The organism is Streptomyces sp. Ru73, from assembly GCF_002920575.1.
Taxonomy (GTDB): domain Bacteria; phylum Actinomycetota; class Actinomycetes; order Streptomycetales; family Streptomycetaceae; genus Streptomyces.
Genome location: NZ_PQSQ01000035.1, coordinates 1 through 18,207, shown reverse-complemented (window position 1 = coordinate 18,207; position 18,207 = coordinate 1). Strand labels below are relative to the sequence as shown.

The following is an 18,207-nucleotide window of genomic DNA, read 5'->3' as shown; positions in this document are numbered from 1 at the left end:
TGCTCAGGGGCTTACGGGCGTGCCGATCCGGACAGGCACGCGCCCGGCCGGCAACGGGAGCGGACCCTGTCCTTCTGCCCGGCCGACAACGGGAGCGGACCCCGTCCTTGCCCGGCCCGGCAACGGGAGCAGGCCCCGTCCGCTGCCCGGCCGCCCGAGGGCAGGCTCCGAGGCCCCGCCCCCTGTCCCGCCTTCTGGGGCCCCTAGGCCAGCCCCAGCTGCCTCCGCACCTCCCTGGGGCGGTTGGTGATGATCGCGTCCACGCCCAGCTCGCGGCAGAGCGCGACGTCGGCCTCCGTGTTCACGGTCCATACGTGCACTTCGTGGCCCGCGTGATGGGCCTTGGCCACATAGTCGGGGTGCGCGCGCAGTATCCGGATGCTCGGGCCCGCGATCCGTACGCCAGGCGGCAGCCGCCCCTCCCGGTGCCGCGGGGTCATGAACTGCATGAGGTACACGGCGGGTACGGCCGGAGCAGCCGCTCGTACGCGCTGCAGCGAGCGGGCCGAGAAGCTCATGACGCGGGCCGCGGGCGCCGTGCCGGGCGCCGGCTTCGTGTGCCCGAAGCGCTCCAGCAGCTCGACCAGCCGCTCCTCGACCTGCCCGGCCCACCGGGTCGGGTGCTTGGTCTCGATGGCCAGCTCCACCCGGCGGTCCGCGTCGGCGACCAGCTCCAGCAGCCGCTCCAGGGTCAGTACGGACGTGCGCTCGGTGTCGCCCGCGAGCTCGTGGACGCTGCCCAGCTCCGGGTGACGGCCGTCGGGCGCCTCGTCGACCGCGTCGTCCTTCCAGGAGCCGAAGTCCAGCGCGGCCAGGTCGGACAGCTCCAGGGCGGACACCGCGCCGCGCCCGTTGGAGGTGCGGTTCACCCGGCGGTCGTGCACGCACACCAGGTGGCCGTCGGCGGTCAGCCGGACGTCGCACTCCAGGGCGTCCGCGCCGTCCTCGATGGCCTTCCGGTACGCGGCCAGGGTGTGCTCGGGGGCGTCCTCGGACGCTCCTCTGTGTGCTACGACGGAGATGGCGGGTGATCCGGGGTGGACACCGTGTGCCGGGCGCGCAGTGGTCACCGGGTTATCGTGCCATCGCGCGGTGGCGCGCGGTCCGGTTGACCGCCGAACCCCCACCGGCCGGCGGCGGCCTGCGCCGACACCCGAAGAATTACCTGGGGATGCGCGGCAAATGTCCGGGATAAAGGATGAAGGCAAGGTCACAGCCTCGGCTTACGGTGCCCTGACGGCCCGTGGGAAAGGCTGGAACCGGACACTTCCGTATACCGTCACGCCGACATGTCACCGTCAAGCCAAGACGCCACGCACCGCTCGAACATGCCGGCCGGTCATCGGGCCGGCATGGTCAGGAAGCTGAGGAGAGAGCTGTGAGCACCGAGAACGAGGGCGCCGCCGTCCCGCCGGAGGCGGAGCCGCAGGCACCCGCCGGGGCCCAGGGGTCGGCCGCGCCCGCGTCCGGCGCGCAGACTCCGCACACCCCGGACACCGCACCGCCCCGCCCGGACTTCGCGCCGGCGGTGGGCTCACCGGCCGACCCGCAGCACAAGACCCCGACGCCCCCCGCGGCCCCCGAAGCGCAGTCCGCCACGCCTCCCGGAGCGCAGCCCGCCGCGGCCCCTGAAGGCCAGCGGCCCGCGGCCCCCGGTACGGCCACCGACGCCGCCCCCGTGGCGCAGCCTTCCGCGCCCCCTGGTGCGCAGCCGCCCGCGGCCCCTCAAGGCGACGCCCCCACGACCCCCCTGGGAGCGGCCCCCGGCACCTCCCCCCAAACCGCATCCGCGTCCTCCTCGTCCTCCTCCTCCTCGTCCTCTTCCTCCGGCTGGTCGCAGGACCCGCAGCACACCGCGGCCTTCGGTGCCGTACCGCCCGGTGGCGACCCGTACGGCGGGGGCACTCCGCACGGCGGTACGCCGCACGGTGGCGGCGCCGGCGGCTGGGGCGGCCCGCCGCAGCCCCCGTACGGCGGTGGCGGCTGGGGAGCCCCGATGGGCCCGCCCGCCGACAAGCCGCGCCGCCGCGGCGGCCTGATCGCCGCCGTACTGGTCGCCGCGCTGGTCGCGGGCGGCGTCGGCGGCGGCATCGGCTACTGGGCCGCCGGGCAGAACGACACGACCTCCACGACCGTCTCCTCGTCCGGCGACCCCCAGGCCCTGAACCGCAAGCCGACCTCGGTCTCCGGCATCGCCCAGCGCGCGCTGCCCAGCGTCGTGACCATAGAGGCGCAGGGCGCGGGCGGCGAGGGCGGCACGGGCACCGGCTTCGTGTATGACAAGCAGGGCCACATCCTCACCAACAACCACGTCGTGGCGAGCGCCGCCGACGGCGGCAAGCTGACGGTGACGTTCTCCAACGGCAAGAAGTACGACGCCGAGGTCCTGGGCCGGGCCCAGGGCTACGACGTCGCCGTCATAAAGCTCAAGAACCCCTCCGATGCCAAGCTCACCCCGCTGCCGCTGGGCAAGTCCGCGAACGTCGCGGTGGGCGACGCGACCATCGCCATCGGCGCGCCGTTCGGCCTGTCCGGCACGGTCACCACCGGCATCATCAGCGCCAAGGACCGCCCGGTGGCGTCCAGCGACGGCGGCGGGACGAACGCCTCGTACATGTCCGCGCTGCAGACGGACGCGTCGATCAACCCCGGCAACTCCGGCGGCCCGCTCATGGACGCCTCCGGCAACGTGATCGGCATCAACTCCGCGATCCAGTCGGCGAGCGGCGGCGGCAGCGACCCGTTCGGCGGCGAGAGCCAGTCCGGCAGCATCGGCCTGGGCTTCGCGATCCCGATCGACCAGGCGCGGCGGGTCGCCGACGACCTGATCCGCACCGGCAAGCCGGTCTACCCGCAGATCGGGGTGCAGGTCGGCATGCGGGAGACCAGCGACGGCGCGACGATCGCCCAGCGCGGCAACGGCGGCACGGACGCCGTCACCCCGAACGGCCCGGCCGACAAGGCCGGCCTCAAGCCCGGCGACAAGATCACCAAGCTCGACGACACGGCCATCGACAGCGGCCCGACCCTGATCAGCGAAATCTGGCAGCACCGCCCCGGCGACAAGGTCACCCTCACCTACGAACGCAACGGCAAGGAGCACACCGCCGAGGTCACCCTGGGCCAGCGAGTCGGCGACAGCTGACGCCCCGGCGAGCCCCGGCCAGCGGCAAGCGGACCCACGCGGGACCGAGGGCCGACGGGCGCACCCGGCGGGCCCGCCAGAACCGGCACCCGGGCCCGCCCGGGCCGGCGTCCGGACCATCCGGATGCCTGGTCCGGCGCCTGGACAGCGCATCGAAACAGCTGACGCGCTACCCTGATCCCCGCGTCACCGTCGGCCGGCCGCCGACCGGTGCCGCGGGGAGGCTTGCCCGAGCGGCCTAAGGGAACAGTCTTGAAAACTGTCGTGGCGGCAACGCCACCGTGGGTTCAAATCCCACAGCCTCCGCCACAGGCCACATAGCCGCAGATGAAAAGGGGTGCCCGAGGGGTCGGGCACCCCTTTCGTGTTGAGGTGGGCTAGCGCTGGCGTGAGGTCCTCGGCGGGGCCTGGGTGATGTGCTGGACCTTGTAGTAGTCGGCGATGCAGGAGGCGGGCCATTTGGCGCGGCCGCCGTGGCGGAAGGGTTCGGTCATCTTGCTCAGGGGGAGGCGCTTGTAGGGCAGGGTCTGGGCGCCGGAGGCGGCCTGACTGCGCATCACGCGGTTCTGGTGGTCCCAGCCGTGGGCGCGGGTGATCATGTGGGTTTCGAGGCCGGCGAGTGATGCGGCGAGGGCGACGCAGACGACGGCGTACACCACGGATCCCGTGGCCAGGACCGGCCAGGTCCGCCGGACGCGGCTTCGCAGGGTGCGGGCGGCGAGGGTGCCGGCGTAGACGAGCAGCAGGATGTAGAGCAGCAGGTAGTCGTTCCACAGGCGGGTCGACGACACCACTCCCGCTCCGAAGACGGGGTAGGTGATGACCGTGCACACGTAGCCGGCGGCGAGCAGGGCGCAGCCGCCGGCCGCGGCTGTCAGTCCGTCCTTCTTCCCGGGGGCGCGCCGGCCGAGGGGGCCGCGGATCAGCAGGCCGAGGAGGAGGCCCGCCGCGATGGCTCCCAGGTACTGCCAGGTCGTGAGGAGCGTGGTGAGGATCTCGCGGAAGCCGTGCAGGGACGCGAGGAGCGAGTCGGGGGTGAGCATCGTCGAGGCGTTCTTCCTCTCGCGCCGGTGCAGCGACCCCGGGGACGTGTAGAGGATCAGGGTGCCGAGTACGGTGCTCGCGATGCCGGTGGCGCAGCACGCGCGCAGGAACCGGCGGCGTGCTTCCGGGAAGACGTGGCTGCTGATCAGCAGTGCGGATGCGAGGACGGCCGAGACGACGACGCTGGTCTCTTCGGAGAGGAGGCCCAGGGACGTTCCGGTGACGGCGACGGCGAGCAGCGCCAGGTACTTGCCGCGCCGCGACGTCGCCCGCAGTACGGGGACGGCCGCCGCGCAGGCGAAGACCGGGGGCAGGGTGTGGGAGACCGAGGCGGCCGGCCAGTAGAACGTCTTGTAGGTGTTGGGCGAGCCGAAGAGGAACAACGCCGTCACCATGGACGCGACCAGGAGCGGCACACCCCGCGGGACCCTGAGCCGCGCGGCGGACAGGACGGCGGCTGCGAAGGCCCAGAGGAGGACGAGCATGAGCGCGCCGCTCACCGGTGCGAACCATTGCTGACCCGCCTCACCGAACCTGGCGTACGCCCAGACCAGTACGGCGTTGACGAGGCGCCCATTGTCATGGCCGTAGAACTTCTGCACCATCGCGGGCAGTCCGCCGTCGCGCACCACCGGCAGGAAGCACCAGTCGTCGCCACCGGGGCGCACCCACCGGGCGTTCCAGGCCGCGAACGCGAACACGGCGAGCGGGAGAAGTGAGAGCAGGCCCACCCCCGCCGGTGTCCGCCACCACGGCTTCCGCTTATCCGGAACGCTTGTGGTGTGCCGGTCCTGAACAGCCGGTTCCGACGCTTGCACTACAGGCTGCCCCCTCTCCCCTCAGGGCCGAGAAAAGAAATTTTTCGTCGCAAAGATACGGATTGCAGTTCCGTGCGTTTTGCGCCACGGTCCGACCATGTTCCGGCCAAAGGCTGATCCGTAAAGAATGTGACGACTGGTTCTTCCCTATGGTTCCACTCGTTCCTTCCTCTATGGTTCCATCGCGCTGGACGTGCTGCCCGGTGAGCGTACAGGAATCACATGGGACACACCTTTTTCTTACCGTGGTCTTAAGAAGATGCGTCATGGTGGCGGACGCAGACGGGAAGGCTGCACTCACACCTGCTGGGGTATCGAATGGAAGAGTGTCAGATCTCGGTCGTCGTTCCGTGTTTCAATGAGGAAGAGGTGATCAATACCTTTCACTCCGCACTGATGTCGGTCCTCGACGAGACGCGGCGCTCCTTCGAGATCTGTTACGTCGACGACGGCAGCCGCGACACGACCCTCGGTCAGCTGCGCGCTCTCGCCGCCGCTGACCAGCGCATCCGCTATACGTCCCTCAGCCGGAACTTCGGCAAGGAAGCGGCCATGCTGGCCGGGCTGCGCATGTCACGCGGCGACGCGGTGGTCCTCATGGACGCCGACCTCCAGCACCCGCCGGGGCTGCTGCACCGCATGCTGGAACTGCGGCAACACGGCTACGACCAGGTCATCGCGCGCCGCGACCGGTCCGGTGAGGGACTGCTGCGCAGGACGGCCAGTTCGGCGTACTACCGTGCCATCGGCCACTGCATGGACGTCGACGTCGTCGACGGCGAGGGAGACTTCAGGCTGCTGTCGCGCCGGGCCGTCGACGCGGTGCTGGCACTGCCGGAAGCCAACCGGTTCTCCAAGGGGATCTTCTCCTGGATCGGCTTCGACACCGTCAGCTTCACGTACCACAATGTCAGCCGCGCCGCGGGACGTTCGAAATGGGGCGGCCGGCGGCTCCTCAATTACGGTATCGATGGCCTCATATCCTTCAACAGCCGCCCACTGCGCCTGGTCATCTACGCCGGACTCGCCCTGTCCTTCGCGGCATTCACGTACGCACTGTGGATCATTGCGCACGTCGTGCTGCACGGCGTGGAGGTGCCCGGATTCGCGACCCTGCTGACCGCCGTCGTGGCCCTGAGTGGAATTCAGCTCGCCACGCTCGGCGTCATCGGCGAATACGTCGGCCGCATCTACGGTGAGACGAAACGCCGGCCGCTCTATGTGGTGCGGGAGACGGAAGAGGATTCGTACCGGGGGCGAGGGCGAGGGCGGGAGCAGGGGAGGGGGCTGGGCCAGGCCCCGGGCCGTGCCGTACCCGCCACGGACGGAACCAGCGGAACCAGCGGAACCAGTGGGACCAGTGGAAGCGGCGGAATGAGCGGAATCGGCCCGCCGGTCGCCAGAGGGGCGTCCGTGCAGGGGAAAGCCACAGGCCCCGGGGCCGCCAGGCTGCGTACCGTGAGGCAGTTCTTCATCTTCGGGTGCATCGGAATCGTCAACACCGCCGTCTACATGGCCGTCTACGCCACGCTCAACCGGTGGATTCCGTATCTGGTCGCTCACGTCCTCGGTTTCGCGGTCAGCATCGTCGGTTCGTTCCTGCTGAACACCTACGTCACCTGTCGCACGAGGCCGACGTGGCGGGCATTCTTCCGCTTCCCCTTGTCGAGCCTCGTCAATCTGGTATTCAGCGGCACGCTTCTCTTCCTCGGCGTGCACTCCCTGGGGATGGGGAAGAACATCGCCGCCCTGGCCGCAGGCATTCTCGCCACACCCCTTTCGTTCCTGGTCGCCCGCTGGGCCATCGACTCCGGTACCGCACACTCCCCGCAGCGGACCGTCGCCGTCCGGCTGCCCGTGCCCGACAGCACCGAGGCGCTCCTGCAACCCGAAGAGCGCCAGAGTTCGTAAAGCGATTCTCCCGCGATCGGTGCCTTCAGCAGGAAAGCAAAAAACGGTAGCTGGAACTCCGAATACCGCTGTCGAGTTGTCGAGCCGTCGAGCCGTCGCACTTCGACGCTGTCTCCCTGTCGCGCTCTCTCCCTGCGACGCTGCCTCCCTGTCTTCCTGTCTCGCTGTCAAGGAATCGTGCAGCGTCCCTGAATGGTCGCCGGGTAAGAAAAGCGTAAGTCTTCTGTCGCGGCATTCATCTGTGCGCGCATTCCGTGTTCTCGTGTGGTGGCCGCCCTTGGGGGGAGGCAAAATCGGTGAGCGGAGCCCAGGGACGCCCCGCGACGGCAGGTGAAGGTGTGGCCCACGGTGAATGACACAGCGAGGCGGGAATCGTGCGCGGCGACCCGTCGGCAGGTGCTCGCGGGCGGTCTCGGCGCTCTGGCCGCCGCCATGGTGGCCGGGTGCGGGACCAACGGGCGCCCCGGCGGCCCCGTGGCGCCGGTCCATGCCGTGGACCCGCAGGCGACGGGCTCCTTCGCCGCCGGCCGGAAGAGCCTGTTGCTGCAGGTCATAGCCCATCCCGACGACGACCTGTTCTTCATGAACCCCGAGTGCCGGCGGCTGCTGTCCTCGGGGGTGCCGGTGGTCACCGTCGTCGTCACGGCAGGCGAGTCCTCCGGCCGGAACCGCGTGCCGCATGAGCTCGCGCCGGTGGCCCGCAACAAGCCGGGGTACTCCGCCGCGCGGCAGCAGGGGATGCGGCAGGCGTACGCCGAGATGCTGGGCGTGGACCGCTTCACCCGCTGGCAGCGCACGGTCCTGGCCCTGCCGCACGGCGTCAGAGCCGAGACGGACGGGCTGGCGGCGGGCGGCCGGCGGGCGCGGCTGATCTTCCTCAACATCGCCATGCGGTCCGAGGGCGGCGTACGCCTGCCCGCCCTGTGGGACGTCCCGGGCACCGTGATGCGTACGGTGGTCGCCACCGCCTCCCTGGTCTCGCAGGTGCACACCTACGACCACCAGACCCTCGTCGATGTCCTCGCCTGGCTCATGGGCCATTACCGGCCCACCGTCATCCACACCATGGACCCCGACCCCGACTACCAGGTGCACGACGCGACGCACCCGAAGGGCAGCGATCAGCGGCACTTCTCCGATCACCGGGACCACACCCCGACGGCCCTGTTCACGTGGAAGGCGATCTCCCAGTGGGTGGCCGATGCCACGCGGCGGGGCGGGCGCGCGCCGGGCTTCACCACCGTGGCCTTCCGCGGGTACTACAACCAGCGCTGGCCGCACAATCTCCCGCCGGCCGTCCTCGAGGACAAGGTCCGCTACATCGCCGCCTACGGGGGCGGCGCCCGGTGGGAGTGCGGCGACCCGGCCGGCTGCGGCGACTACAGCCAGAGCGGCACCCACGCCCTGACCAGCCGGAAGGGCTGGGCGCGCAGCACCCACCCGCGTTACCCGGGGGCGCTGCCCGTGCCCACCACCGACCGCTCGGGACGGATCGTCGCCTACGGAGTACTCGGCACCCAGGCCGTCCGCTGGCGGGAGACCGACCCCGGCAGCGGACGGTTCGGCGCCCCGCGCAACCTCGGCGGCGGGCCGCTCGCCCCGGCCCTGAGCGTGGTGACCGACACCGCCGGCCGTCAGCTGCTCTTCGCGCTGCGGTTCTCCGCGCTGGACGGCCAGGGCGGGCCCAATACGCGCGAGATCGTCGTACGGGAACAGCGCGGCACGGACGGGCAGTTCGGGCCCTGGCGGGGGCTCGGCACCCCCGACGCCGGTGCCGCGAGGGGACGGCGGGCCGGCTGCCCGGTGGCCGTGGCCACCGCCGATCACCGCGTCCACCTCTTCGTCCGTACGGCGGCCAAGGGCCTGGCCACGCGCATACGTGGGGCCTCCGGCCGGTGGGGGCCCTGGCACCGGCTGGGCGGCCGGGAGATACAGGACGGGCTGTCCGTCGTCCTCGACGGGGCGGGGCGGATACACGTCTACGCGGCGGGGCACGACGGCGTGCACCACTGGGCCCAGGAGCGCCCGGGCGGCCCGGTCACCTTCCGTCGGCCGTCCGGCGTGCGGGGCCCGGTACCGGACGACCCGCCGGCCGCCGTCCGCGAGGCGTCCGGCCGCACCGCGCTGATCTACCGCGCCCCGGCCGCGGCCACGCCGTACGTGTACGGCGCGTCGGCGGGCGCGGCCGGCACCCCGCTGCCGCACTTCACCGGGTACGGACTTCTCACCGCACACCTGGCCGCCGGCCCCGACGGGGAGAAGGCCGCACCGGTACTGCTGGGCCTGACCGACGGCGGCCGGGTCCAGGTCCAGTACGGCACGTCCGCCGACGCGCGTCCCGTGACGGCCCCCGCCCGCACGGTCACCGTGGGCGCACCGGCGCTCCTGGCCCCGCACGGGGGCCCCGTGTCGGTCGTGGGAATGTCACCCGACGCGACGCCGTGGGTCTGGCGGCCGCAGACCACTCCGCGGGCCTGAGCGCGGCCCGCCCGAGTACGCCGTACGCCCCCGAGCAGGGCCGCCCGCGCGGAGCGGCTCGACCGGAGCGCCGGCGCGAACTCCCGTACGCACGCGCTCGCAGCCGGGGAAATTCCGGTGTGAAGCCGTGCCGCGTACCGCGATTACGCGACGTTAGTCGGCCGTTAGCCGATCACCAGCGTGATCTTCGAGGCTGGTTGTCGTCCGGGAGCAGACGAGAGACCAGCAACGGGAGACACGATGAAGACCGCCACCGCCACCCACCGTTTCCGCGGCCGTTCCGGCCGCCGCATCGTCGCCGCCGTGGTCGCCGCAGCGGCGCTGGGGCTGGGGGCCACGGCCTGCGGGCAGGACTCCGGGTCGGCGGGCGCCGCGTCCTCGTCCGGTTCGTCGAGCGCGTCCGGCTCGCAGCAGGGTTCGGCCTCGTCGGACCAGGCCGGTGCCGGTTCCTCCGCCGGCAAGGCCGACAAGGGCGCGCAGGGACAGAACGGCGGGCAGGCACAGCACACCGGTAAGTCGGAGCCGGCGCCGTCCACCGGTGCCGACAGCAAGTCCGCCGCCGACGGGGGCGGCGTCGCCAACGCGGGCAACCACCGTACGGTCGTCGGCAAGCTGGAGTACCTCGCGCCCGGCAAGCTGATCGTCGATCCCGAGGACGGCGGCATGGACCAGGCCTTCTTCGTCGCCAACGCCACCAAGATCCTCGGCGCGGCCGCGATCTGCTCCGACGACTCCGGAAGCGTGTCGATCGGCGACGACGGCTACGGCACCGCCGAGTGCACCGTGGAGCAGCTGGAGAAGGCCGCGAAGACGAAGGCCGTGACCGTCCGCGTCACCATGAGCACCAAGTCCGGCGCCGCCGAGACGGTCGAGGAGAAGTACCACCCGTAAGCCCGCGCCCCCCGCCCCGCGTCACGCACGTCGCACCACACGCCACGCGCGCCCGGTGGGTCCCTGCCGACCCGCCGGGCGGGAGCGTTTCCCCGGCGGCCGTCGGCCACGGCGCTCTGCTCAAGCCGTGAGCAGGTGGGTCGCCTGCCAGGCGAGGCCGAGGTGCAGGACGGCACAGGAGGACCAGCCTTCGGCGCCCTTGGCGCCGTGCCTCGCCACCTGGACCCAGCCCGCGACCGCCAGCAGCGCCGCGAGGCTTGTGTCGGTCGCCGCCCCGCGCATCCCCGAGTTGCCTCGCCCCGGCGCGCGTTGATCACTCGGGAGTGCCGTACACCACCCGGTGTGGGTCAATGCGGACGTTTGAGGGGGGACAATCACGCTTGCGGGCGAATAGGCGGGCTTAGCCGATTCGGGCTACGCCGCTTGGGCAGTTCTGGGGCGCGACGTCGTCACGCAACAGACCCGGGGGGGTCGGCCAACCACCCAGGGAATGCCCGTTCCATGTGGTTCCGCAGGAGGAAAAGTCATGGCAAGCATCCGTACCGCCCGCACCATCGCCGCCGTTGCCTCGCTGCCGCTCGCCGCGGCCCTGTTCGCCGGGGTCGCCTACGCGGACAACGGTTCGTTCGCGTCGGACGGGTCCGGGGCGGTGTCGGCGAGCCAGGAAGGCACCGGCGTCGGGAACGACAACAACGGCAACTCCACCACCACTCAGCAGGTCGCCAACGGGGACGGTGCCTCCAACCAGAACAACACCGCCAGCGTGAACGGTTCCGGCTTCACGCACATCGACCAGGACAACGCCACGGTGAACTTCACCAACCTGTGGTGAACCCGCCGGTGACTCCTCGGGCGGCCCGCCGGGCGGCCTGAGGGAGGGGCGGCCGGTCCTGGGGAGAGCCGGCCGCCCGTACCTTGACAGTGAGCGGTTTCTGACGGACAGTCAGAAACCGCTCGTTCGTATGTGCCGGTGAGCTGTGCGTGCGCATGCGTCCGTGCCCTGTCCGCCCGTCCCTGGTGGAGGCCGTCGACGTGCACCTCGCTCCCACGCCGCGCCAGCGGCAGCTCAGGACACGGCTGCGGGAGTACTTCCGCGGGCTGCTCCCGGACGGCGCCGTCGAGGACCCGCAGGAGCAGCGCGCCGTCCTGAAGCGGATCGGCGCCGACGGGCTCCTCGGGCTCGGCTGGCCGGAGGAGTACGGCGGCCAAGGGCGCGGCGCCGACGAGCAGTTCGTCTTCTTCGACGAGGCGTACCGGGCCGGCGCACCGGTCTCGATGGTCACGCTGAACACCGTCGGCCCCACCCTGATGAAGTACGGCAGCGCGGAGCAGAAGGCGTTCTTCCTGCCGCGCATCCTGAGCGGGGAGATCGTCTTCGCGATCGGCTACACCGAGCCGGAGGCCGGTACGGACCTGGCGGCGCTGCGCACCCGCGCGGTCAGGAGCGGCCCGGACGGCGCCTGGCTGATCGACGGCGCGAAGGTCTTCACCAGCAACGCGCAGCACGCCGACTGGGTCTGGCTGGCCTGCCGTACGGACCCGGCCGCCGCCAAGCACAAGGGGATCTCGATCCTGCTGGTGCCGACGGACGCACCGGGGTTCTCGTGGACGCCGATCGAGACGGTGGGCGGGCTGGTGACGACGGCCACGTACTACGACGGGGTGCGGGTGCCGGCCGGGAACCTGGTCGGCGAGGAGAACGGCGGCTGGGGGCTCCTCACCAACCAGCTGAACCACGAGCGGGTGGCGCTGGCAGCCCTCGGCATGCAGGCGGAGGACTGTTACGAGGCGGCGCTCGCGTACGCGCGCACACCGGACCCGTGCACCGGTGAGCGGCCCGCCGATCAGCCCTGGGTACGCGCCCGGCTCGCGGAGGCGCACGCCCGGCTCGCGGCGACGCGGCTGCTCAACTGGCGGCTGGTGGGCGACGTCGGCGCCGGGACGCTGAGCCCGGGGGACGCGAGCGGGGTGAAGTTCGCGGGGACCGAGAGCGCGGTGGAGGTCTACCGGCTGTGCCAGGAGGCGGTCGGCGAGGCGGGGCTCGTACGGGCCGGGTCCCCGGGCGCCTTCGGGGCCGGTACGGCGGCCGAGGGCGAGCTGGAGCGGATGAACCGGGCCGCGCAGATCAACACCTTCGGCGGCGGGGTCAGCGAGGTGCAGCGGGAGATCGTGGCGACGATGCGGCTGGGGATGCGGAGGGCGCGGCGGTGACCGGTGCGGTGCGGGACGCGGACAGCGGCGTGGTGCGGGACTCGGCGATCGAGGCGGGGAGGCGCGAGGAGGCGGATCTCGACGCGCGGCTGCGGGAGTTCGTGGGGCGGCCCGCCGCGACCGCGAAGGCCGGCAAGGACCCGGTCAACCTGCCGATGATCCGGCACTGGTGCGAGGCGGTGGGCGACGCGAACCCGGCGTACACCGGCGAGGCCGCGATCGCGCCGCCCACCATGCTGCAGACCTGGACCATGGGCGGGCTCTCGGGGCACACGGACGGCTCGGCGGCGCACGACGAGCTGTTCGCGCTGCTGGACGGCGCCGGGTACACCGCGGTGGTCGCCACCGACTGCGAACAGGAGTACCTGCGGCCGCTGCGGCCCGGCGACGAGATCGTGTTCGACTCCGTGATCGAGGCGGTGTCGGCACGCAAGACGACGAAGCTGGGCACCGGGTACTTCCTGACGACGCGGATGGACGTACGGGTGGACGGCGAGCTCGCCGGTACCCACCGCTTCCGGATTCTGAAGTACGCACCCGGGCCGAGGAATTCCGTCCCGGCCCCAACTGCCGCGGCCCCGGCCGCATCCGCCGCGACCGCCCCCGCCTCGGCCGCCCGCGCCGAGCCCCCGCGCCGCCCCCGCCCGGTGATCAACCGGGACAACGCCGGTTTCTGGGCGGGCGTCGACGAGCGGCGGCTGCTGATCCAGCGGTGCGCCGGCTGCGGCCGGCTGCGTTTTCCCTGGCTGCCCGGCTGCAACGGCTGCGGCGGGCAGGACTGGGACACCGTCGAGGCGTGCGGCGACGGCACCGTCTTCTCGTACGTCGTGATGCACCACCCGCCGTTCCCCGCCTTCGACCCGCCGTACGCGGTCGCGCTGATCGAGCTGGCCGAGGGCGTGCGGATGGTCAGCGACGTGGTGGGCGTGGCGCCCGACGAGGTACGGGTCGGGATGCCCGTACGGCTGGAGTTCCGGCAGGTGGACGAGGAGCTGGTGCTGCCGGTGTTCCGGGCCGCCGGGGAGGGCACGGAACGGGGCGCGGCGGCCGGGGCGGCGGACTGATGGACTTCACGCCCACGGAGGAGCAGCGGGCCGCCGCGGAACTGGCCGCCGAGATCTTCGGCGATCTGGCGACCCATGATCGGATGAACGCGCTGGACGGGGCGACGGACGCCGAGCTGTGGGGCGCGCTGTGCAGGGCCGGGCTGGTGGGCGCGGTGGAGGAGACCGGACTGCTGGGGCTCGTCCTGCTGCTGGAGGAGCAGGGCCGGCGTACCGCGCAGGTGCCGCTCGCCGCGACGGCCGCGTACGGACTGCTGCCGGTCGCGGCGCACGGAAGCCCGGAGCAGCGGGAGCGGCTGCTGCCCGTGCTGGCCACGGGGGCGGCCGTCGCCACCGGTGCGCTCCCCGGTCGCGGCAGGGGCCGGGTGCGCGCCGATGCCGTGGGGCGGCTGAGCGGGGTGCTGCCGGTCGTCCCCTGGCTGCGCGACGCCACCCATGTGCTGGTGCCCGTGCACGTGTCCGAGGCGGCGGGGTGGCGGCCGTGGCTGGTCGAGACCGCGGGGCCGGGCGCCGTACGGGAGCCGGTGGAGACGACGGCGCCCTGGTCGGCGGGGCGGCTGACGCTGGCGGACACGCCGGCCGAGGCGCTCGGTACCGGCCCGGAGGCGTACGAGGACGTGCTCGGGTGCGCGCGGACGGCGTTCGCCGGGCTGCAGGCGGGCGTGTGCGCCGGGTCGCTCGCGCGGGCGGTCGGCCACGTCAGCACCCGCGAGCAGTTCGGCCGCCCGCTCGCCACGCACCAGGGGGTCATGCTGCGGGCCGCCGACGCGTACATGGACACCGAGGCGATCCGGGTCACGGCGTACGAAGCGGCCTGGCGCCGGGACGCGGGCCTGGACGCGCGGCAGCACGCGCTGACCGCCGCATGGTGGGCGGCCGAGGCGGGCCGCCGGGTCGTCCACGTGGGCCAGCACCTGCACGGCGGCATCGGCGCTGACCTCGGCCACCCGGTGCACCGGCACTTCCTGTGGGGCCGGCAGCTGGCCGCGCAGTTCGGCGGCGGCGCCGGGCTGCTGGAGGAACTGGGGCAGTCGCTCACCGGATCGGGGTGCTCATGAGCAAGCAGTACAGCGGCAACGAAGGCCCGGTGCCGATACGGCCGGGGGCCGAACTCCCGCCGCTCACCGTCCCCGTCACCCGCACCCTGATCGTCGCGGGCGCCGTCGCCTCCCGCGACTACCAGGACGTGCACCACGACGCCGAGGCGGCGCGGGAGAAGGGCTCGCCGGACATCTTCATGAACATCCTCACCACCAACGGGCTGGTCGGGCGGTACATCACCGACCACTTCGGGCCGCGGTGCACGCTGCGCAAGGTGGCCATCCGGCTGGGCGCGCCCAATCACCCGGGCGACACGATGGTGCTGCGGGGCACGGTGAGCGAGGTGGCGGACGGCACCGCGGTCGTGCGGGTGACCGGCGAGAACGGCCGGGGCCACCACGTCACCGGTACGGTCACCGTCGCACTGGACGGCGGGGGCGCGGCATGAGCGTACGCAGCGGGGACCGCCTCGGGGGCCGGGCCGCGATCGCGGGCATCGGCGCGACGGAGTTCTCCAAGGACTCCGGGCGCAGCGAGCTGAAGCTGGCGGTCGAGGCCGTACAGGCCGCGCTGGACGACGCCGGGCTGGGCCCCGAGGACGTGGACGGGCTGGTCACCTTCACCATGGACACCAGCCCGGAGATCACCGTCGCGCAGGCGGCGGGCATTGGCGACCTGTCGTTCTTCTCGCGCGTGCACTACGGGGGCGGCGCGGCGTGCGCGACGGTCCAGCAGGCCGCGATGGCGGTGGCGACGGGCGTCGCGGAGGTGGTGGTCTGCTACCGCGCGTTCAATGAACGCTCGGGCCGCCGCTTCGGTTCCGGCGTCCAGCACCGCGAGCCGTCCGCCGAGGGCGCGGCGCTCGGCTGGAACCTCCCGTTCGGGCTGCTGACGCCCGCTTCGTGGGTGGCCATGGCGGCCCGCCGCTACCTGCACGTGTACGGGCTGACGCCGGAGGCGTTCGGGCACGTCGCCGTCACGGGACGGCGGCACGCGGCGCGCAACCCCGCGGCGTACTTCCACGGCAGGCCGATCACGCTCGCCGACCACGCGGCCTCGCGCTGGATCGTCGAGCCGCTGCGGCTGCTGGACTGCTGTCAGGAGACCGACGGCGGGCAGGCGCTCGTGGTGACCTCCGCCGAGCGCGCCCGCGACCTGCGACGGCCGCCCGCGGTGATCACGGCGGCGGCACAGGGCGCGGGCCGCGGCCAGGAGCAGATGACGAGCTACTACCGGGACGGGCTGACCGGGCTGCCCGAAATGGGCGTGGTGGCGCGGCAGTTGTGGCGGAGCAGCGGGCTGCGGCCGGACGCGGTCGACGTGGGGATCCTGTACGACCACTTCACGCCGTTCGTGCTGATGCAGCTGGAGGAGTTCGGGTTCTGCGGCCCCGGCGAGGCGGCGGACTTCGTGGCCGCGGACGCGCTGCCGCTCAACACGCACGGCGGCCAGCTCGGCGAGGCGTACCTGCACGGCATGAACGGCATCGCGGAGGGCGTCCGGCAGATCCGCGGCACGTCCGTGAACCAGGTGCCCGGTGCGTCGCACGTCCTGGTCACGGCCGGTACGGGCGTCCCCACCTCCGGCCTGGTGCTGGGCGCGGACACGGGCCGGTGACCGCGGGCGCGGGGCGATGAGCCAGGGCGCGCGCCGGTGACCGCGTACGGCCGACCGCCGCGCCCGGCATCCGGCTGAACGGGCGGCGCCACCCGCGTGTCCGGGCCCGGGTGCCGCGGCGGGCCGTTTTCACTCGCGGTATGAGATGGACAAAATCTGCAAAAAGTATCGCGTTGCTGCTCCTGGTGCCGGCCGTCGGGCTGGCTGTCGCCCTGGCGGCGCTGCTTCCTTCCTGGCGTACCCCGGCGGCGTCCGGCGGTGACCGGACCGCTGCGGCGCCCGGCGGGAGCGGGGCGGCGGCGGGCCGGGCCGGTGACGGCCCGGTGGCGGCCGACGACGCCGCCGTCTCCCGCCGCGGCCCCGCTCCGAGGGCCGCCAATCCGGTGCCGGGGGAGGGCCCCAGCCTCTACAAGGGCTTCGGCATCGACACCTGCGAGGCCCCCGCGGTGAGCTCGCTGCGGGCCTGGAACAGCACCCGCTACCGGGCCATCGGCGTCTACTTCGCCGGCCACGGACGGGCCTGTCCCAAGCAGCACAACCTCAGTCCCCAGTGGTTCCAGGGCGCGAAGTGGGCCGGCTGGAAGGTGCTGCCGGTCTACCTCGGCGCCCAGTCGCCGTGCGTGAAGAACAAGCACAAGCGGCGGTACGCCATCGGCTCCGACCCCTACCAGCAGGGCACGAACGAGGCCAGGGTGGCGGTGCAGCGCGCCCGCGCCTACGGGATCATGCCGCGCAGCCCGATCTACCTGGACATCGAGGCGTACGACCTGAAGAACCAGCGCTGCAAGGACGTCACCCTGCGCTTCATCCGGTCCTGGAGCCGCGAGGTGCGCCGCTTCGGCTACATCGCGGGCTTCTACAGCAGCGCGAACTCCGGCGTGCGGCACATGGCGGCGGCGCGCGCGAAGGGCATCACCGACCTGCCGTCGGTGATCTGGTTCGCGCGCTGGCACGTCGCGCCCTCCACGTACGGTGAGAAGTGGCTGCCGGACACGGCCTGGCAGCCCAACCGGCGGATCCACCAGTACGCCGGGCACGTGCTGGAGGAACACGGCGGCCGCAAGCTGCGCATCGACCGCAACTGGGTGGACGCGCCGGTCGCGGTGATCAAGTGACCCGCCACCCCGCCGGGGCGCTCCGGCCGCGGGGGCTCCGGCGGGCCGACCCCGACGGGAGCGGGTGCGCGCTCCGCCCTGAGGAGGTGGGGTCAGCCCCACCGCTACAACTTGAGGCGGAGGCGGCTTCGGCACCTCGGACCGATCCCCGGCCGGGCCCGCGCTCCTAGCGTGGAGGACATGACCACGCCAGTGTGCAAGGGCGCTTCGACCGCCGCGGTGGCCCCGTCGCCGACGCCGCTCCCGAGGCCGTCGTCGCTGCCCTCCTTCCCGACGTTCCCGTCGTTCGCGGCGTACGTACGGGACCGGGGGCCGGCGCTGCTGCGTGCGGCCCGCTCGCTCTGCGCCAACCCCAACGACGCGGAGGACCTGCTCCAGACCGCGCTGACCAAGACCTTCGCGGCCTGGGAGCGCATCGAGGACCACCGGGCGCTGGACGGTTACGTGCGGCGGGCGCTGGTCAACACCCGTACGTCGCAGTGGCGCAAGCGGAAGATCGAGGAGTACGCCTGCGACGAGCTGCCGGAGCCGGGGCCGGTGCCGGCCTCCGACCCGGCCGAGCTGCAGGCGCTGCGGGACGCGATGTGGCGGGCGGTGCTGAGGCTGCCCGACCGGCAGCGGGCCATGGTCGTGCTGCGCTACTACGAGGACCTGAGCGAGGCGCAGACCGCCGAGGTGATGGACGTCTCCGTGGGCACGGTCAAGAGCGCCGTCTCCCGCGCGCTGGCGAAGCTGCGCGAGGACCCCGACCTCGCGCGGGCGGCCTGACGACAGGCCCTGGCCGCGGCCCCGCAGCCCCGTCGGCACGGGCGATTCCGCACGTCAGCGGTACAGCAGCGTGACGGGTGACACGCCTGTTTTTCTCGCGCGGT

Annotated in this window: 15 protein-coding genes and 1 tRNA gene; 13 read left to right on the top strand and 3 right to left on the bottom strand. The window is 72.6% G+C overall.

All coding sequences use genetic code 11. The features are described from left to right. Window positions 1-203 precede the first annotated feature (203 nt). On the bottom strand, window positions 204-1,070 hold the full coding sequence (locus C3486_RS17245) for a glycerophosphodiester phosphodiesterase family protein (protein WP_103833594.1): 867 nt from the start codon (window positions 1,068-1,070) through the stop codon (window positions 204-206). Window positions 1,071-1,378: 308 nt separating this feature from the next. On the opposite strand from C3486_RS17245, the gene C3486_RS17240 reads away from it, so the two are divergent. Continuing rightward, the gene (locus C3486_RS17240) at window positions 1,379-3,145 is read left to right on the top strand and encodes a S1C family serine protease (protein ID WP_258052831.1); all 1,767 of its coding nucleotides are present in this window, start codon (window positions 1,379-1,381) and stop codon (window positions 3,143-3,145) included. A 219-nt stretch (window positions 3,146-3,364) separates the two neighbouring features. Then, window positions 3,365-3,454: transfer RNA gene (locus tag C3486_RS17235), tRNA-Ser, on the top strand. A gap of 68 nt (window positions 3,455-3,522) precedes the next feature. Here C3486_RS17235 and C3486_RS17230 read toward each other — a convergent pair. Further along, a complete protein-coding gene (locus C3486_RS17230) occupies window positions 3,523-4,920 on the bottom strand; it encodes a DUF6056 family protein (RefSeq protein WP_103833593.1) in 1,398 nt (465 codons plus the stop codon). A gap of 405 nt (window positions 4,921-5,325) precedes the next feature. Between C3486_RS17230 and C3486_RS17225 the strand changes: the two genes are divergently transcribed. The 3 genes from C3486_RS17225 (at window position 5,326) to C3486_RS17215 (ending at window position 10,287) form a co-directional block, all read left to right on the top strand. Continuing rightward, the gene (locus C3486_RS17225; RefSeq protein ID WP_103833592.1) at window positions 5,326-6,918 is read left to right on the top strand and encodes a glycosyltransferase; all 1,593 of its coding nucleotides are present in this window, start codon (window positions 5,326-5,328) and stop codon (window positions 6,916-6,918) included. A 348-nt stretch (window positions 6,919-7,266) separates the two neighbouring features. Further along, the gene (locus C3486_RS17220; RefSeq protein ID WP_258052830.1) at window positions 7,267-9,396 is read left to right on the top strand and encodes a PIG-L family deacetylase; all 2,130 of its coding nucleotides are present in this window, start codon (window positions 7,267-7,269) and stop codon (window positions 9,394-9,396) included. 240 nt (window positions 9,397-9,636) lie between these two features. Next, complete coding sequence (locus tag C3486_RS17215; RefSeq protein ID WP_103833591.1) at window positions 9,637-10,287, top strand: hypothetical protein; 651 nt, start codon at window positions 9,637-9,639, stop codon at window positions 10,285-10,287. Between the two features lie 120 nt (window positions 10,288-10,407). On the opposite strand, the gene C3486_RS37305 is transcribed toward C3486_RS17215, so the two are convergent. Next, window positions 10,408-10,569: a hypothetical protein gene (locus C3486_RS37305; RefSeq protein WP_181138581.1), complete on the bottom strand. Its 162-nt coding sequence runs from the start codon at window positions 10,567-10,569 to the stop codon at window positions 10,408-10,410. Window positions 10,570-10,813: 244 nt separating this feature from the next. On the opposite strand from C3486_RS37305, the gene C3486_RS17210 reads away from it, so the two are divergent. From C3486_RS17210 to C3486_RS17175, 8 genes are all read left to right on the top strand, one after another. Next, complete coding sequence (locus C3486_RS17210) at window positions 10,814-11,119, top strand: hypothetical protein (RefSeq protein ID WP_103833590.1); 306 nt, start codon at window positions 10,814-10,816, stop codon at window positions 11,117-11,119. A 200-nt stretch (window positions 11,120-11,319) separates the two neighbouring features. After that, entirely contained in the window at window positions 11,320-12,498 is a 1,179-nt protein-coding gene (locus tag C3486_RS17205; protein ID WP_103833629.1) for an acyl-CoA dehydrogenase family protein, read from the top strand. A gap of 47 nt (window positions 12,499-12,545) precedes the next feature. Further along, a complete protein-coding gene (locus C3486_RS17200) occupies window positions 12,546-13,562 on the top strand; it encodes a bifunctional MaoC family dehydratase N-terminal/OB-fold nucleic acid binding domain-containing protein (RefSeq protein ID WP_258052835.1) in 1,017 nt (338 codons plus the stop codon). After that, a complete protein-coding gene (locus tag C3486_RS17195; RefSeq protein WP_103833588.1) occupies window positions 13,562-14,620 on the top strand; it encodes an acyl-CoA dehydrogenase family protein in 1,059 nt (352 codons plus the stop codon). The genes C3486_RS17200 and C3486_RS17195 overlap by 1 nt, the downstream gene beginning before the upstream one ends. Beyond that, window positions 14,617-15,051, top strand: a complete 435-nt coding sequence (locus C3486_RS17190) for a MaoC family dehydratase (RefSeq protein WP_103833587.1) — start codon at window positions 14,617-14,619, stop codon at window positions 15,049-15,051. The genes C3486_RS17195 and C3486_RS17190 overlap by 4 nt, the downstream gene beginning before the upstream one ends. Continuing rightward, window positions 15,048-16,220, top strand: coding sequence for a lipid-transfer protein (locus C3486_RS17185; RefSeq protein WP_103833586.1), 1,173 nt, complete (start codon window positions 15,048-15,050; stop codon window positions 16,218-16,220). The genes C3486_RS17190 and C3486_RS17185 overlap by 4 nt, the downstream gene beginning before the upstream one ends. A 173-nt stretch (window positions 16,221-16,393) precedes the next feature. Next, window positions 16,394-17,335, top strand: a complete 942-nt coding sequence (locus tag C3486_RS17180) for a glycoside hydrolase domain-containing protein (protein ID WP_258052829.1) — start codon at window positions 16,394-16,396, stop codon at window positions 17,333-17,335. A 180-nt stretch (window positions 17,336-17,515) separates the two neighbouring features. Then, the gene (locus C3486_RS17175) at window positions 17,516-18,103 is read left to right on the top strand and encodes a SigE family RNA polymerase sigma factor (protein ID WP_103833584.1); all 588 of its coding nucleotides are present in this window, start codon (window positions 17,516-17,518) and stop codon (window positions 18,101-18,103) included. Window positions 18,104-18,207 lie beyond the last annotated feature (104 nt).

Excerpts from the sequence above, each read along its gene's own strand:
- C3486_RS17225 (WP_103833592.1), top strand. The coding sequence starts at position 5,326 with ATGGAAGAGTGTCAGATCTCGGTCGTCGTTCCGTGTTTCAATGAGGAA.
- C3486_RS17215 (WP_103833591.1), top strand. The coding sequence starts at position 9,637 with ATGAAGACCGCCACCGCCACCCACCGTTTCCGCGGCCGTTCCGGCCGC.
- C3486_RS37305 (WP_181138581.1), bottom strand. The coding sequence starts at position 10,569 with ATGCGCGGGGCGGCGACCGACACAAGCCTCGCGGCGCTGCTGGCGGTC.
- C3486_RS17210 (WP_103833590.1), top strand. The coding sequence starts at position 10,814 with ATGGCAAGCATCCGTACCGCCCGCACCATCGCCGCCGTTGCCTCGCTG.
- C3486_RS17195 (WP_103833588.1), top strand. The coding sequence starts at position 13,562 with ATGGACTTCACGCCCACGGAGGAGCAGCGGGCCGCCGCGGAACTGGCC.
- C3486_RS17190 (WP_103833587.1), top strand. The coding sequence starts at position 14,617 with ATGAGCAAGCAGTACAGCGGCAACGAAGGCCCGGTGCCGATACGGCCG.
- C3486_RS17185 (WP_103833586.1), top strand. The coding sequence starts at position 15,048 with ATGAGCGTACGCAGCGGGGACCGCCTCGGGGGCCGGGCCGCGATCGCG.
- C3486_RS17175 (WP_103833584.1), top strand. The coding sequence starts at position 17,516 with ATGACCACGCCAGTGTGCAAGGGCGCTTCGACCGCCGCGGTGGCCCCG.